Annotated in this window: 10 protein-coding genes; 6 read left to right on the forward strand and 4 right to left on the reverse strand. The window is 53.3% G+C overall.

Annotated features, from left to right (window positions below; all coding sequences use genetic code 11):
- Both ACT3R7_RS14055 and ACT3R7_RS14060 read left to right on the forward strand, forming a co-directional pair.
- Positions 1-3,061, forward strand: a 3,061-nt coding sequence (locus tag ACT3R7_RS14055) for a type I secretion C-terminal target domain-containing protein (RefSeq protein WP_496199244.1), incomplete at its 5' end; no start/stop codon positions are given.
- Between the two features lie 99 nt (positions 3,062-3,160).
- On the forward strand, positions 3,161-3,481 hold the full coding sequence (locus ACT3R7_RS14060) for a tryptophan synthase subunit beta like protein (RefSeq protein ID WP_192539722.1): 321 nt from the start codon (positions 3,161-3,163) through the stop codon (positions 3,479-3,481).
- Positions 3,482-3,515: 34 nt separating this feature from the next.
- Here the strand turns inward: ACT3R7_RS14060 and ACT3R7_RS14065 are convergent, their stop codons facing one another.
- From ACT3R7_RS14065 to ACT3R7_RS14075, 3 genes are all read right to left on the reverse strand, one after another.
- Positions 3,516-5,414 (reverse strand): bifunctional diguanylate cyclase/phosphodiesterase, encoded by a 1,899-nt coding sequence (locus ACT3R7_RS14065; protein ID WP_192539727.1) that lies wholly within the window; start codon positions 5,412-5,414, stop codon positions 3,516-3,518.
- A gap of 60 nt (positions 5,415-5,474) precedes the next feature.
- Positions 5,475-6,179, reverse strand: a complete 705-nt coding sequence (locus ACT3R7_RS14070) for a transglutaminase-like cysteine peptidase (RefSeq protein WP_192539723.1) — start codon at positions 6,177-6,179, stop codon at positions 5,475-5,477.
- 80 nt (positions 6,180-6,259) lie between these two features.
- Positions 6,260-6,931 (reverse strand): arylesterase, encoded by a 672-nt coding sequence (locus tag ACT3R7_RS14075; protein ID WP_192539724.1) that lies wholly within the window; start codon positions 6,929-6,931, stop codon positions 6,260-6,262.
- A gap of 112 nt (positions 6,932-7,043) precedes the next feature.
- Between ACT3R7_RS14075 and ACT3R7_RS14080 the strand changes: the two genes are divergently transcribed.
- The 4 genes from ACT3R7_RS14080 (at position 7,044) to glyA (ending at position 13,448) form a co-directional block, all read left to right on the forward strand.
- Positions 7,044-7,745, forward strand: a complete 702-nt coding sequence (locus tag ACT3R7_RS14080; protein ID WP_192539728.1) for an ABC transporter ATP-binding protein — start codon at positions 7,044-7,046, stop codon at positions 7,743-7,745.
- A complete protein-coding gene (locus ACT3R7_RS14085) occupies positions 7,742-10,312 on the forward strand; it encodes an ABC transporter permease (protein ID WP_192539725.1) in 2,571 nt (856 codons plus the stop codon). Before ACT3R7_RS14080 ends, ACT3R7_RS14085 begins: the two co-directional genes overlap by 4 nt.
- 522 nt (positions 10,313-10,834) lie before the next feature.
- Positions 10,835-11,263 carry an REP-associated tyrosine transposase gene (locus ACT3R7_RS14090; protein ID WP_192539726.1) on the forward strand — a complete coding sequence of 143 codons (429 nt, stop codon included), beginning with the start codon at positions 10,835-10,837 and terminating at the stop codon, positions 11,261-11,263.
- Positions 11,264-12,182: 919 nt separating this feature from the next.
- Positions 12,183-13,448, forward strand: coding sequence for a serine hydroxymethyltransferase (gene glyA, locus ACT3R7_RS14095; protein WP_192538862.1), 1,266 nt, complete (start codon positions 12,183-12,185; stop codon positions 13,446-13,448).
- 124 nt (positions 13,449-13,572) lie between these two features.
- On the opposite strand, the gene ACT3R7_RS14100 is transcribed toward glyA, so the two are convergent.
- On the reverse strand, positions 13,573-15,006 hold the full coding sequence (locus ACT3R7_RS14100) for a phosphomannomutase (protein ID WP_496199245.1): 1,434 nt from the start codon (positions 15,004-15,006) through the stop codon (positions 13,573-13,575).
- Between the last annotated feature and the right edge of the window lie 106 nt (positions 15,007-15,112).

Genomic DNA, 15,112 nt, shown 5'->3' on the forward strand with positions numbered 1-15,112 from the left:
GGCGGGCGACACCGTCACCCTGAGCGTGGGCGACAACACCTACGAAGGTGAAGTCACCGCGGACGCCGACGGCAACCTGACCTACGCCATCGACGTGCCCGGCGCGGTGCTGGCCGAGAACGATACCATCACTGCCGAAGTAACCGGCGAAGACGCGGCGGGTAACGACTACGGCGCTGAGGCCGACAAAGCCTACGACGTCGACCTAGCCCCAGTAGCTAAAGATGGACAGTTGGCAGGAAAAGAAGATACGCCACTGGCGATCACATGGGATGCTTTCAATATTTCAGACGCAGATTCTGCTGATGAAGAGCTGGGCGTGACCATCACCCAGCTGCCTGAAGCAGGAGTATTGCAATACAAAGCTGCCGATGGAAGTTGGCAGAGTGTTGAAGAAAATGGCCAATTCACTAAAGCTCAGATTGACGCAGGCGAGCTGCGCTTTATGCCGACAGCTAATGAATCCGGCTTCGACGGCTATGGTGGCGAAGGGGTAGGTAATCAGCAGGCTGATTACGCGCAGTTCAGCTTTATACCTACGGACGCGCGTAACGAGGGTAAAGAGGCAACGCTTGCTATTGATATCAAGCCCGTTGCCGATGCGCCTGATGTATCAATTACCCTAGGGGAAACGGTAGCTTCCGAGCGCGAAACAGCCATTACGGTCAAGTACGGCAACGTCACGATTGATATCCGGGGAGGAGAGATTGCCGCGACGGGGATTGATGGCAAAATTATCAAGCCTCCGTTTAGCGATGGAAACTTGAATCCTGGAAGTGCTAATAATACGCATGGTGCTGATGTAATTGCCTTAATAGGTGACTTTAACAAGCTGGTAAAAGGAAACCAGACTGTTAACTCTATCAATGGGCAGGACAAGGATTATGTCTTCTTAAGTAAGCCATATGGCAGTTACACAGTGGCGCTTGGTGAGGAGCATCAGAACTCTGGTTATGATGGAACTATTACCGAGAAAGCTACCGGTATCCAAATCAGCCTAAACAACATTAAAGGCCTGATTTTTGGCGATGGGCATACCATGATGCCGATCGAGGCGACGACCACGATTGCCCAAGAGGGTTTCGACATCGTTGAGCTGGATGTATCTGCGAAGCTTGTGGATATTGATGGCAGCGAGTTGTTGTCGGGCATTACGCTAACGGGTATACCCGAGGGTGTCATCGTGACCAGTCAGGCAGGCGCTGAGGTCATCAAGCAGGGCGATGGCTCTTGGTTCATCAGCAACCCAGATGGTCAGAATCTCACCGATCTGGGCTTGCGGATGGAAATACCGCTTAGTGCCGGTGCGTTCGATGTGGTGGCAAGTGCAACATCGAAAGAGGTGGTGGGCTTCAATGATGACGGTACGCCCATCGTCATCGATACGGCAACAAGCACTGCGACCACGGGCATCGAGCAGTACAATATCATCGTCGGCTCACCGGGCAACGATGCAATCGAAGGCAGTAGTGGCAACGATATCATCATCGGTGACGTGGCTGGCCTACAGCTCGTGCCGGGGGCGGATTACAACATTGCCTTTATGGTCGATACCTCAAGCAGTATGGGTGTCAAAGGCATCGAGGATGCCAAGGCCTCTCTGGCGGAAGTTTTCAATGCATTAAAGAACAGCGCCATTGGCGATGATGCAGGTAAGGTCAACATCTTCCTGACTGACTTCAATACGCAGGTGGGTAAGACCGTAAGCGTGGATCTGAAGGATGCAGGGGCGTTGGCAAAACTGCAGGAGGCTCTTGGTGGCATGAAGTACGTGCATAATAAGGGAACCAATTACGAAGACGTCTTCAAGACGGCCGCCAACTGGTTCCATGGTGACCAGGTTCAAGGTAACCCGGGTACTAATCTGACGTATTTCATCACGGATGGTGCGCCAACGTTCTATCAGAGAAATGAGGCAACTAAGGTCGAAGTAGGTATCAAAGGAAGAAATAGCTGGTCTGTTGATCTCGATACTTTTGATTACACACCAGGCACTGTCTATACATTAAATATCGGAGGCATCAATCGGGCAGTAATTAATTCAGAAGGAAGTGTTATAAAATGGACCTATTCTTCAGGAATTTTTGGCTGGGGAGCGGGCTGGTCTTCTGAAGTCATTGGTAAAGTTGGCGCTGATGGGCGAGGAGAGTACAAGATATCGGAACTTGGTGGCAACGGCAGCAGTACGACTGAGGAGGTGCTTACCAGCTCAAAAGCCGCATTTGCGCTGTTGGATGGACTGTCCGACATCAATGCTATCGGTATCGGGCCAAGCCTCAACGAAAGCTCACTGAGCCAGTTTGATTCTGACGGCATCGTGCAGGCGAACATTGACCCTGAAGATTTGGCTGATGCCATCTTAGGCCAGAACACTACGCTGCCATCGGGCGACGATGTCATCAAGGGCGGCGAAGGGAATGACATTCTCTTTGGCGACCAGATCAAGTTTGCAGGTATCGAAGGAAACGGCTTGCCGGCCATGAAGGCTTACATTGCCGATAAGTTGGGTATCGACGACCCCAATGCGCTGTCAGCACAGCAGATTCATGAATACATTACCGAAAACCATGATGAGTTTGGTCGTTTGGGAGGAGCTACTGGCGGTAACGATATTCTCATCGGTGGTGAAGGGGACGATATTCTCTTTGGCATGGGTGGTAACGATACGCTGGTAGGCGGAACGGGTAACGACATCATGTACGGCGGCAACGGTGCCAATACCTTCGTCTGGGAAAGTGGCGACCAAGGTTCTCTTCAAGCACCCGCTGTCGACCAAGTCATGGATTTCCACGTGGGGCGCTTTACCGGTAGTGATTCTGCCGACCGCCTTGATCTGGCCGATTTACTGCAAGGAGAAGACAGCGGCAATATCGATCAGTACATTCATGCTGAGCAGCAGGGCACCGATACCGTACTACATGTCAAATCGGATGGTGGTTTGGCGGCAGACGGAAGCAATGCCGATCAGTATATTGTCATGAAGGGTGTGGATATGCAGGGTTCAAGCTCCTCAGACTTTATACAAAGTATGTTGGAAAACGACCAATTGAAGATTGATTAGAACTGAGCGTAAAGTAAGGCCGCCAACGGGCGGCCTTACTCTATCCTGCTTGGTACACTTGATACCTATCTATCGCTTTTACCCACAGAGGAAGCGGTTATGTTCTATATCAAACGTAACGCCCAAGGTGAGGTTGTCATGCTCAGTAATGAGCCGACGCCTGAGTGCAGTGAAACACTATCGCCTGATTCGCCTGAGGTGATGGCTTTTTTGGCCACGCAAAGTGGTCAGTCGGCGCAGTTTGTGGCTTCTGACCTGGCATTTGTACGCGTCGTGGAAGACATTCTTGCAGTGCTGCTAGAAAAGGGGATTATCTCGTTTACGGATCTGCCCATTCCTGCCCAGCAAAAGATCATGGAGCGTAAATCGCTTCGGGCAAAGAGCGGGGTAGGCCTGTTAAGCGACGACGACACTATTTAGAGCGTCGCCGCTTGAACTTGTGTGCTTCAGCAGATTAAAGACGCACGCCTGGGCCGGTAACGCCATCCATGCCGCTTAAGAAAGTGTGCATTAACTCCTGCGGCTCAGTGACACCTTCCGCGATAACCTGAATTCCCAGCGAATGACACAGTGTCGCCATCCCCCGCACGATGGTCTGTTGCTCATGGGAAGTATCCAATCCACGAATCAAACTGCTGTCTATTTTTAGATAAGACAGCCCCACATCATGCAAGTCGGCGAGTTTAGTAAAGTCTGCGCCCACATGCTCGATGCCGAACTGGCAGCCCAAAGGACGTAAGGTGTTACATAGCCCACGCAATCCGGTTAATGCGGTTGTGTTTAACGTAGCCGGCACTTCAAAGCAAAGCTTGGTTGCCAGTAAAGGAGCGTCTTCAAGCAGTGCCCGCAGCTCCGTAACAAACTGCGCGTTGGTAATCGAGGCAATCGAGAGGTTAATACCTAGCCGCTGTTCGCTGTTTTCTGCCAACTGGGCCAGGGCGGCCTTCACCACAGCGAGATCAAGCCTGGGCTCTAATTCAAACCGTGTTACCCACGGGATGAACACACCGGCGGTCTGCCACTGTTCGCCTAACGCTAATCGGGCCGGACACTCATAGTGAATCACTTGGTTCTGAGCATCGACTACCGGGAAATAAGCTAGTTGTGGGCCTTGTAGGATGGCCTTATCTAAGGCGTTGCGCCACTCCGTGTGGGTATTGAATAGGGCATGGCGTTGATGATGACGAATGACAATACGCTGATAAGCGCTGTCACTTTCCGCTTCGGCCAAGGCATCATCCAGGGCCGCTAATAAAAGGCCACGCTGGTCGTTCGCAGCGTAGGGCGTAATCGCGGCGGGTAAACCTACATCGTTTGCCAGTGCTGCCGTATTATTTAGCGCTTGCTGTAGCGCTGTTTTTAGCGTCTCGACATCGTCTGCCAGGGGTATCAGTAACGCAAAGTCGCTACCGTTTAAACGGCCAATCAGCGGCGCTTCACTTGCTGTATCCAGGGCCGCCAGCTGCACCACAAGCGTACGCAGTAAATGGTCGGTTGCCTGATGGCCTAAGCGCTCATTGAGCTTATCCAGCTCACTGACGCGTACCATTATCATTAAACCACTGGCACGCGCTTCATCGCTTTCCAGTAAGGCACTTAATCGGCCCATAAATACATCACGGCTTAGCGCATCTGTGACAGGGTCATGCTGCAAGCGGCGACGTAGTTCATCAAGCTTCTGGCTTTCACTGTTGAGCATTTGACGTACGTTAGCAGACAGCTGGTTCATGGCTTGCGCCAGGTGGCGCAATTCCAGGGTGCGGGGTTCGCTAATGGTGGTAAAGCGCTGCGCACTAATATCCTGAGCTTGGGCTACCACACGATTAAGCGGACGCTGGATACCACGTACGATGGCCATAGCCAATGCAAAGCTAATGGCTCCAGCGAGAAGAAACCAGCCTACTAATTCTAATGTGCTGCGCCATAGGGCGTCATAGGCAAAACTATGTTGGCTCTCAAGCTCCAGCGTACCAAACTGGCGCCAGCCGTCTTGCACGGTTGCTACGCCGCTGGGCACGTCAAAGTCAATCAACTGCCGAAACCACTGCGGCACACTGCCCTGATAGCTTTCCGCTGTACGTTCAATCAATACGCTATCGTCAGTACCGCGCAAGGTGATTCGCCGGTAGTAGCCGGTATCAAACTGTGCGGCAACGAGAAGCTCTAAAATAACCGTGTCTTTATCAAGCTGGCTCATGGAGAGCGCAAGTGCGGTGGCATTGTCTGAATTTTTAATGCGCACTTCTTGCTCAATATAGTCGCGACTAGAGGTGATACTAACCGCTAAACTACCGATAAATGACAGCAGCAGCAGCGCAATAATCGCAAGCCAGAGCTGTTTGATCAGTGACATGGTGCCTAATGACTTCTTTCCTGGTGACAGAGTGTCTAGAGACATAGTGCCTAATCCTTATTAGATGAAGCCTTGTGATTGCATGCGCTCAAGTACGCCACGCCAGCGCGATAGCCTGGCCAGCGGGTCTGCACGCGACTCAGACGAGCCGCCGGCCCACAGCCCTTCGCTGTTAAAACTGAAAAGTGGGTCAAGGTCGGAGCGCTGCGAGGCGGGCGTGATAGACGGTGCAATGTTATCCAGTACCAGCGGTTCAGCATTAGGCGTCGAATAATAACCTAAGACCATGTGGGCTTGGGTGATCTGGCTGCGTCCAATACGAGCACGCACGTAGATCATTCGCAGCCGTTCACCCGGTACCCCAAGTTGTTTGAGCGTTATGTATTTGGCAATGGAGTAATCCTCGCAATCTCCACGGCCATTGCCCATTGCTTCAAGAGGAGTCGCCCAGTAGTCCTCCTCCCCCCACACCACCATATCGTCAACCCAGCGGATGCGGCGGTTAAAGAAATCGTTGACTTCACGCAGCTGCATTTGGACATCCTGGCCGCGCAGGCGCTCCAGCATGGCAAACCATTCTTCAAGCACGGCAAGGCCTGCCTGACCATAAGCTTGCTGCATGCTTTGGCGTAAGCGTTGGGGGTCAAATGCCACTGCAGGCGTTGGGTGAATGCCTAAACCCGAACCCAATAGCAAAGCGCCAGCAGTTGCTAGGAACTGTCGGCGAGAAAGCTTGAAAGGGGAAGGATTAAAAGGCGCGGGCATGAGTCGCCATCATCACAAAAGGGTATGCTAAGACTACAAGCTGCCGCGATTAAGTTCTACATTTGCTTAATGATAAATAACTACTCCGCTGATGCTTGGTAGATATTGTCTAGAAGCGGTTCCAGCTCAGGCCACACGTTATCTAAAATAATTGGCTGGGCATCGGCGGTTGGGTGGATCCCATCACTTTGCATGAGCGCCTGATTAAGCGCGATATCTTCCAATAAAAAGGGCACTAGCGGCACGTCATACTCTTCTGCCAGGGAGTAGTAAACGCCGGTAAATGCATCCCGATAGGCCTGGCCGTAGTTGGGAGGAATATCAATCCCCAGCAATAACACTTGGGCATCGGCTTCCTGGCTTTGCTCAATCATGCGGGCTAGATTGTCGCGCATCTGAGTAGGCGCAAGGCCCCGCAGACCATCGTTGCCACCCAGCTCCAGCAAGACAATATTGGGCTGTTGCTTGGTTAGAATATCGCTAAACCGCTGCAAGCCGCCGGAGGTGGTTTCGCCGCTGATACTGGCATTGGCCACCGTTGCCTGGTCGCTCAAGCGCTTTTCTAAAAGCGTTACCCACCCCTGGTCATTCTCCAGGCCGTAAGCCGCGCTCAAGCTGTCGCCCATGACCAATACGATTGGGCGCTCGTTTGCGTTGATAGTTGGGGCACTTAAGGTGACTATCAGAACCACCAGTCCGCCGGTTACCATGCGGTTAAGTTTATGCCATGCCACAGGGATGCTTCGCTTCATGCCTCACTCCTCGGATCAATCTACACAGTCTTCCACCGCTGGTATCTCATCGCAAGCGGTGAGCCAACCCAACACCGGCTCTCTAACAAGCGGCAAGGTTCCCGCGACTCCCGTGAGCCGACCTGTTCTTCAGGCAGATAAGCTAACCAAAACGGTTACCAGCGGTGAGCGTAAGCTCGCTATTTTAAATCAGCTGTCGTTAAGCGTAGCGGCGGGCGAGAGCGTTGCAATACTAGGTAAAAGCGGGGCGGGTAAATCAACCCTGCTGGGCCTATTGGCCGGCCTTGATACACCCAGTGACGGCGAGCTCATACTGTTCGGTCAGCCGCTTAGCCGGTTGGATGAAGATGGCCGTGCCGCATTAAGGGCTGGACGAGTAGGCTTTGTCTTCCAGAATTTCCAGCTGCTGCCTACGCTAAGCGCCCTGGAAAACGTGCTGCTGCCGCTGGAGCTTTCGCCACGTGCAGGAGAAGACCACACTGCACAGGCTTGGCTGGCGAAGGTGGGCCTGGGGGAGCGGGTGGATCATCTGCCCAAGCAGCTTTCCGGCGGTGAGCAGCAGCGGGTAGCCATTGCCCGGGCGTTTGTCACCGATCCCAAACTGGTGTTTGCCGATGAGCCAACCGGTAATCTGGACCCCGACACCGGGGCTCAGATTATTGATTTGCTGTTCACCCTTAATCGGGAAGCTGGCACAACGCTTATTCTGGTCACCCATGACCATGCCTTGGCACGCCGTTGTGATCGTTGCCTGCAACTCGCCCAGGGCCAGCTTTTGCCCTTGGATCCCAATACGGTGGGAGGCGGGCAATGAGTGATATTCCCTGGCGATTGGCCGCAAGAAGCCTAAAGCGCGATTTGCGCTCTGCCGATGTGCGTGCGCTCTTTGTCGCGCTGGTGCTCGCCGTGGCCGCTTCCACCATGATTGCCTTTTTTCTCGACCGCCTGGAGCGTGGTCTTGAACGCCAGGCAGGGCAAATGCTGGGAGGGGATTTAGTACTTGAACAGCGAAGCCCCTTTTCAGACGAGCTGCGCAATACCTTGCAGGCGGCTGGTTTTGCGCTAAGTGATCAGGTCGATCTGGTATCCATGATCAGCCTTGGCGAGCGCTTTCAACCTGCAAGCCTTAAAGCGGTCGATGATATTTATCCGCATTATGGCGTTTCATACGTGGACGTAGGCAATGGTGCTGAGCCCTTGGCCCGAGGTCCATTTGCGGGAGAGGCGTGGGTAGACCCGCGCTTGGCCCAGTTGATTGAAATAGAGCTGGGCGACCGTGTTCAGGTTGGCCAAACCGAGTTAACGGTTAGCGGTATTGTTGAGCGAGAAGCTGACCAATCCGGCGGGTTTGGTAATTTTAATCCCCGCTTGATGCTCAATACGGCAGACCTTGAGGCTACGGGGCTTGTGCAGGAGGGCTCTCGAGTCGAGTTTGAACTACTGGCGGCAGGTCCGCCGCAAGCGCTGGATCAAGTGCAAGGCCTGTTGGCGGAACTGCGTCGCGCAGGTGTTGACGTTCGCGACGTACGCGTGGACCGGCCACAGCTGGGTAATGCGTTACAGCGGGCCGACCGCTACCTGGGGCTAGCGGGGTTGGCGGCCGTTTTACTGGCTGGCGTCGCGGTGGCCATGTCGGCGCGGCGTTATGTCGAGCGCCACCTGGATACAGCCGCGTTGCTACGCTGCTTTGGCGCGAGTCAACAGCAGCTTATGGTGCTGTTTAGCCTTCAGCTGATCGGCCTTGCCTTGGTGGCATCGGTGATTGGCGCGTTACTGGGCTTGGCCGGTCAGGCAATTCTGCTGCGTCTTTTGGTTAGCTTTTTACCCATGACGCTGCCACCGCCAGGAGTGACGCCGCTCTGGTTAGGGATATTAACCGCACTGGCGGTACTGGTAGGGTTTGCCGGGCCAACGCTTTTGCGTATTAAGCGGGTTAGTGCCCTTAAAGTGTTGCGCCGTGAGCTGGACCCCTTGCCGCCCTCGGCTTGGCTTGTGGCGGGCGTGGCGGCTAGCGTGTTTGGTGGCTTGCTATGGCTTTATTCAGGCAGCCTGCCCTTAGCAATCTCGCTATTATTGGGCGGTGGTGTGCTGCTGGCAGTGCTGTGGGGCGTTAGTGCGCTGTTACTTAATGGTATTTTGCATGGCGTAAAGAAGCTAGCCGGCGGTGGAGAGTGGGCGCAGGCGCTTCGTTTGGGCGCGCGTCAATTAGCACGTCGCCGCCAAGCAGGTGTCGGTCAGCTCTTGGCGTTTTCAGTAACGTTTTTTGCCATGGCAATGATTGTGCTGGTGCGTGGTGATCTTCTTTCGACTTGGCAGTCGCAATTGCCAGACGATACACCTAATTACTTTGCGATAAATATCCAGCCCGCTGAGCGCGACCCTTTTGAACAGGCCGTGGCTCCGCGCGTGGATACGCAAAGCACGCTTTACCCGATGGTACGCGGGCGGATTACGGCGATAAACGATCAGGCGCCAATGGAGGCCGTACCCGAGGATGCCAGGGGCGATGGTTCTCTGAGACGCGAACTCAACCTTACCTGGCAGGCTGAGCTGCCAGAAGGCAATCAGGTAGTCGCCGGGGATTGGTTTACACGACAAGAAAGCGTGCCTGCTGAGCCGCAAGGCTGGTTGGGCGCCGTGGATGCTACTCCGCAGCCTGATATAGTGCCTATTTCCATGGAAGAGGAGCTAGCGAGTCGATTAGGGCTAGCGCTCAACGATACCTTAACCTTCTCCATAGGTGGCGATGAGCTAACAACGCGCATTACCAGCTTGCGCAGTCTTAACTGGGACAGCTTCAAGCCTAACTTCTTTGTGATTTTCCCGCCCGGCGTGTTGGAGCAGTTTGGCCATAGCTATATCACCGCCTTCCATTTACCCGATGATGAGGAAGGGCTAATACGTCAGTTGGTAAGTGATTTCCCAGGAGTATCGTTACTCAACGTTGATGCGATTTTAGGCCAAGTGCGTGATGTGTTGGCTCAAGTGACGCGGGCAATAGAGCTTGTACTGATGCTAGTTCTACTCGCCGGAATCAGCGTACTTTACGCCGCCTTAACCGCAAGTCAGCCCATTCGTGCCCATGAAAGTGGCTTGTTGCGTGTCTTTGGTGCGGGTAATCGAATGATTTCCCGTATTCAAGGCGCAGAATACGCACTGCTTGGCTTTACCAGCGGCTTAATGGGCGCCGCACTTGCGGAGGTGGCAACCGCCGCACTTTACATTTACTGGCTCGACTTGACGCCGCGACTGCACATCACCTTATGGCTGGCGTTACCGTTTGGAGGCGCGCTACTGATCGGCATCATCGGCCATGCGCTCTCACGCGGGCTACGCCGCCAAGCACCCGCAGCCAGTTTAGGTTTGTTAGGAGAAGCCTAGATAAATCGCTGGCTGAAGCCTGCTCCCACAAAGTAGGGGCAGGTTTCAAAGCAAATCTGTTGGCTTAAATGGGCTTCTATCATCTCAAGATGCACCTATTATTGAGTGGCTTTGAGAGCTTGAATTAACCTTGTGGGAGCCCAGTTCCACTGGGCGAAGGAGGCCGACGGCCTCCCTCCCTGGTTAAGGCCACCCCCTTCGCTGGCTGAAGCCTGCTCCCACAAAGTAGGGGCAGGTTTCAAAGCAAATCTGTAGGCTTAAACGGGCTTCTATCATCTCAAGATGCACCTACTATTGAGTGGCTTTGAGAGCTTGAATTAACCTTGTGGGAGCCCAGTTCCACTGGGCGAAGGAGGCCGACGGCCTCCCGGCTAACCCCTTCTCTGGCTGAAGCCTGCTCCCAAAGCCTCAATGGGCTTTGGCGCTTTTCTTTTGACTAAAATCTGTTCTCTTAACGCTTTTGACCTCTGTGCTTCAATTGATAATATCCTATGCTAATTAAATTAAGCATTTGGGGGCGGTATGCAAGAAAGTTATCGGCTTAGGAGAGGGAGGCTCTCGCTAGAAAATGCCTATTACTTAATAACGATCACCACGCAAAACCGCTATCCTGCCTTTACTAGTTTTCAGGCCGCTTGCTGTGCCTCCAGATGCTTTTACCAGCCTCGCGTTCAAGAGCTTGCAACAACAATTTCATTTGTTGTGATGCCTGATCATGTCCACTGGCTTATTCAGCTTAATGAGCGGCTCCCAGAAGCTGTTCGCCGCTATAAAAGCTATGTTTCGTTGGGGCTGGGGGAAAGCGCTTGGCAACGAGGTTTTCATGATCGAATGATTCGTCAGGAAGAATCATTAAGAGATGTAGCAAGATACATAGTAGGTAATCCTTTAAGAGCGAATTTAGTGCAGGATATAAATCATTACAGTTATTGGGATGCGGTCTGGCTTTGATCTGACATCATGAATATGGGCTTCGTGGAAGCCCAAGTCATTGCTGGTCTGCCGTAGTTCATCAGCTCCTATAGTCTATTTGCCACCAAATTCAGATTAACCTTGTGGGAGCCCAGTTTCACTGGGCGAAGGAGGCCAACGGCCTCCCTGGTTAAGGCCAGCCCCTTCGCTGGCTGAAGCCTGCTCCCACAAGGTAGGGGCAGGTTTCAAAGCAAATCTGTTGGCTTAAACGGGCTTCTATCATCTCAAGATGCACCTACTGTTGAGTGGCTTTGAAAGCTTGAATTAACCTTGTGGGAGCCCAGTTCCACTGGGCGAAGGAGGCCAACGGCCTCCCTGGTTAAGGCCAACCCCTTCGCTGGCTGAAGTCTGCTCCCACAAAGTAGGGGCAGGTTTCAAAGCAAATCTGTTGGCTTAAACGGGCTTCTATCATCACAGGATGTACCTACTGTTTAGTGGCTTTGATAGCTTGAATTAACCTTGTGGGAGCCCAGTTCTACTGGGCGAAGGAGGCCGTCGGCCTCCCTGGTTAAGGCCAACCCCTTCGCTGGCTGAAGCCTGCTCCCACAAGGCCGGAGCAGGTTTCAAAGCATCTCTGCTGGCTTAAACGGGCTTCTATCATCTCAAGATGCACCTACTATTGAGTGGCTTTGAGAGCTTGAATTAACCTTGTGGGAGCCCAGTTCCACTGGGCGAAGGAGGCCAACGGCCTCCCTTAGTGGCTGCACCACCCAACCCCATTCCTGTTTGAGGCCTGTTTTTACCATTAACCGGCAGGGTGTATCTTGAGTGCGCTGATCGCCATGAGCGGCATTCATGCAGTACCTGACGCTGATGCGATGAAAGTCGCGTCCGGCTGCGTTATGATAGCGGCCTGATTTCTTCCATGATCGATCCTTATCTACGAGGTTTCCCGCCAATGTTCAGCCGCGATATGACAATTGCCGGATTTGATGATGCGCTGTTTGATGCCATGCAGAAAGAAGTGGCTCGCCAAGAAGCTCACATTGAGTTAATTGCTTCTGAAAACTACGCAAGTCCGCGCGTAATGGAAGCGCAAGGCAGCCAGCTGACCAACAAATACGCTGAAGGCTATCCTGGCAAGCGCTACTATGGCGGCTGCGAGTTTGTAGATATCGCTGAAAACCTCGCGATTGACTACGCCAAAGAGCTGTTCGGCGCGACCTACGTTAACGTGCAGCCGCACTCAGGTTCACAGGCCAATAGCGCCGTGTTTTTAGCGTTGGTTAAGCCGGGCGACACCATTTTAGGTATGAGCCTGGATGCTGGTGGCCATCTGACTCACGGTGCCAAACCCAATTTCTCTGGCAAGCAGTATAATGCGGTTCAGTATGGCCTAAATGAGCAGGGCTTGATTGATTATGATCAGGTGGCCAAGCTTGCCCGTGAGCACAAGCCTAAAATGATTATTGCTGGTTTCTCAGCCTATTCGCAGGTGATTGACTGGGCCAAGTTCCGCGAAATCGCTGACGAAGTAGGCGCTTACCTGCTGGTGGATATGGCCCACGTAGCGGGTCTGGTCGCGGCAGGCGTTTATCCAAGCCCCTTGCCCCATGCTCACGTTGTTACCTCAACGACTCATAAAACGCTGCGCGGTCCGCGTAGTGGCGTGATTCTGTCGGCAGAAGATGATGCCGACATTGAGAAAAAGCTGCAGTCTGCCGTATTCCCCGGTGGTCAGGGCGGCCCGTTGATGCATGCGATTGCGGCAAAAGCGATCTGTTTTAAAGAAGCTATGGCGCCTGAGTTCAAAGCCTACCAGCAGCAGGTCGTTAAAAACGCCAAGGTGATGGCGGGCGTGTTTATGGAGCGTGGTTTTGATATCGTTTCCGGCGGTACCGAAGATCACCTGTTCCTGCTCTCATTAATCAAGCAGGGCGTAACCGGTAAAGATGCCGATGCGGCATTAGGCCGTGCGCATATCACCGTTAACAAAAACGCTGTGCCTAACGATCCGCAAAGCCCGTTTGTCACCTCAGGTCTGCGTATCGGTACGCCAGCGGTAACTACGCGTGGTTTCGGTGAAGAAGAGTGCCGTCAGCTGGCAGGTTGGATCAGTGACATTCTGGATGTGCTGGCCAAAGGCGAAGACACCAGCGCTATTGAAGCCCAAGTGGCCGAGAAAGTGGCAGAAGTTTGCGGCCGCTTCCCGGTTTATAAGTAAGCCATTAGCGTTATATCGGACAGATAGTTCTCCGGCTATGGATAGCCGCAACGCGCGGGAGGCCCTAAAGGCCTCCCGTGTTTTGCTTTTTCAGATCAAACTTTTAAGACGAAAAGCGATTAACCTAAGCAAGAGCAGCGAGGCTAGCCAAGCTTTTCTGAACCAGGGCAGAGGCTTGCGCCTGCGAGTCTGATTCACAGTAGCAGCGCAGTTCTGGGGCATTGCCAGACGGGCGCAAATGCACAATATCGTTGTTTTCCAGCGTTGCGCGTAAGCCATCGATAGTATTCACTGCTTTAATCGGCGCTGCCAATCCCAAGGCTTCCTGCATCTTTTCAGGAGCTGATTGCCACTTTGCTAACAGGGCATTGCTCTGCTGGGTAGGAAAATCCTTGAGTCGGTCACTGGCGGTGTACCGTAATGGAAGGCCGCTAAATAGCTGCGACAGTCTCATACCGCGTTGGGCTGCTGCTATCATCAAGGTCAATGCAGGTAAAAGCGCATCACGCGTAGGCAGCGCCGCCAGTTCACGATTATCAGCTTTTAGGTCACTGCCTAATAAGAAACCGCCGTTTGCCTCAAACCCCGCAACGCTATCAAACTGCTTGTTGAGCGCTGCCATACTGGCTAATACGTAGGGCGAGCCAATGCGGGTCCGCTCAACCTGTCTAAACGCCCCGCATGCCTCAATGGCAGTATTACAGCTTACCGGCACCGCCAGTGCTTCAATCTTCAGCGCTTGTGCACACAGTAAACCCACCACGTCACCACGCTGCCAGGTACCTGTCTCATCGCCGACCAGGGGCCTGTCGCCGTCACCGTCGGTGGATAGTAATGCATGTAACTGATGCTGTTTTGCCCAAGCGCGGCCCTTTGCCTGGTCTTCTTCGCTGACTGCTTCAGTATCCACAGGAACAAAGGTTTCGCTACGGCCGAGTACAACGACATCGGCACCCAACTCGGTCAATATATGAGCATTTAAATCGCGCCCGGCAGCTGAGTGTTGATATAGCCCTATACGCCAACCTTTTAGCGGCTCTCCGATAAACCACGAAGTAAAGTGTCGAGCGTATGTTTCGTTGGCGGCATCCGAAACATCGTTGCGTACTGGGAGTATCTCTGCAGGCATCGGCGCAGTTGACGTTAAGATAGCGGTTTCATCCTGCTTGGTAATTTCGCCATCAGGGCGGTAGAACTTAATTCCGTTTCGGTCGAAGGGGATATGACTACCGGTGATCATTATGCAGGGAATGCCATCAGTCATGGCCTGCAACGCAAGCGCAGGAGTAGGCAGCACGCCATAGTCATCAACCTCGATACCCATGGCGTGGGCGGCGCCAGTACACGCTGCTACCATGGCTGGACTGCTGGGACGGCGGTCCATACCGATTGCAATCCGTTTAACGTCAAAGCTCGACTGCATGGCGGAAAGAAACGCTACGCTAAATGCGGCACATACTTCGTCAGTAAACTGCTCTACCAGCCCCCGTGCGCCGCTGGTACCGAAGGCGATGCCGCTGTCAGCAATAATGACCGCTGCTAAACGTGTTGAGCTCAACGTGTTTCTCCAAGGTTAAAAGCAGATGTGATGAGTAAGCGTATAAGTTTATGCAATGAATTTAGCACGCTGTAAAGCCGGGGCCATGCATTACCTGTGTTTGGGG

It is taken from the genome of Halomonas sp. AOP43-A1-21 (assembly GCF_052376775.1).
GTDB classification, from domain to species: domain Bacteria; phylum Pseudomonadota; class Gammaproteobacteria; order Pseudomonadales; family Halomonadaceae; genus Vreelandella; species Vreelandella colorata.

Excerpts from the sequence above, each read along its gene's own strand:
- ACT3R7_RS14060 (WP_192539722.1), top strand. The coding sequence starts at position 3,161 with ATGTTCTATATCAAACGTAACGCCCAAGGTGAGGTTGTCATGCTCAGT.
- ACT3R7_RS14065 (WP_192539727.1), bottom strand. The coding sequence starts at position 5,414 with ATGTCACTGATCAAACAGCTCTGGCTTGCGATTATTGCGCTGCTGCTG.
- ACT3R7_RS14070 (WP_192539723.1), bottom strand. The coding sequence starts at position 6,179 with ATGCCCGCGCCTTTTAATCCTTCCCCTTTCAAGCTTTCTCGCCGACAG.
- ACT3R7_RS14075 (WP_192539724.1), bottom strand. The coding sequence starts at position 6,931 with ATGAAGCGAAGCATCCCTGTGGCATGGCATAAACTTAACCGCATGGTA.
- ACT3R7_RS14085 (WP_192539725.1), top strand. The coding sequence starts at position 7,742 with ATGAGTGATATTCCCTGGCGATTGGCCGCAAGAAGCCTAAAGCGCGAT.
- ACT3R7_RS14090 (WP_192539726.1), top strand. The coding sequence starts at position 10,835 with ATGCAAGAAAGTTATCGGCTTAGGAGAGGGAGGCTCTCGCTAGAAAAT.
- glyA (WP_192538862.1), top strand. The coding sequence starts at position 12,183 with ATGTTCAGCCGCGATATGACAATTGCCGGATTTGATGATGCGCTGTTT.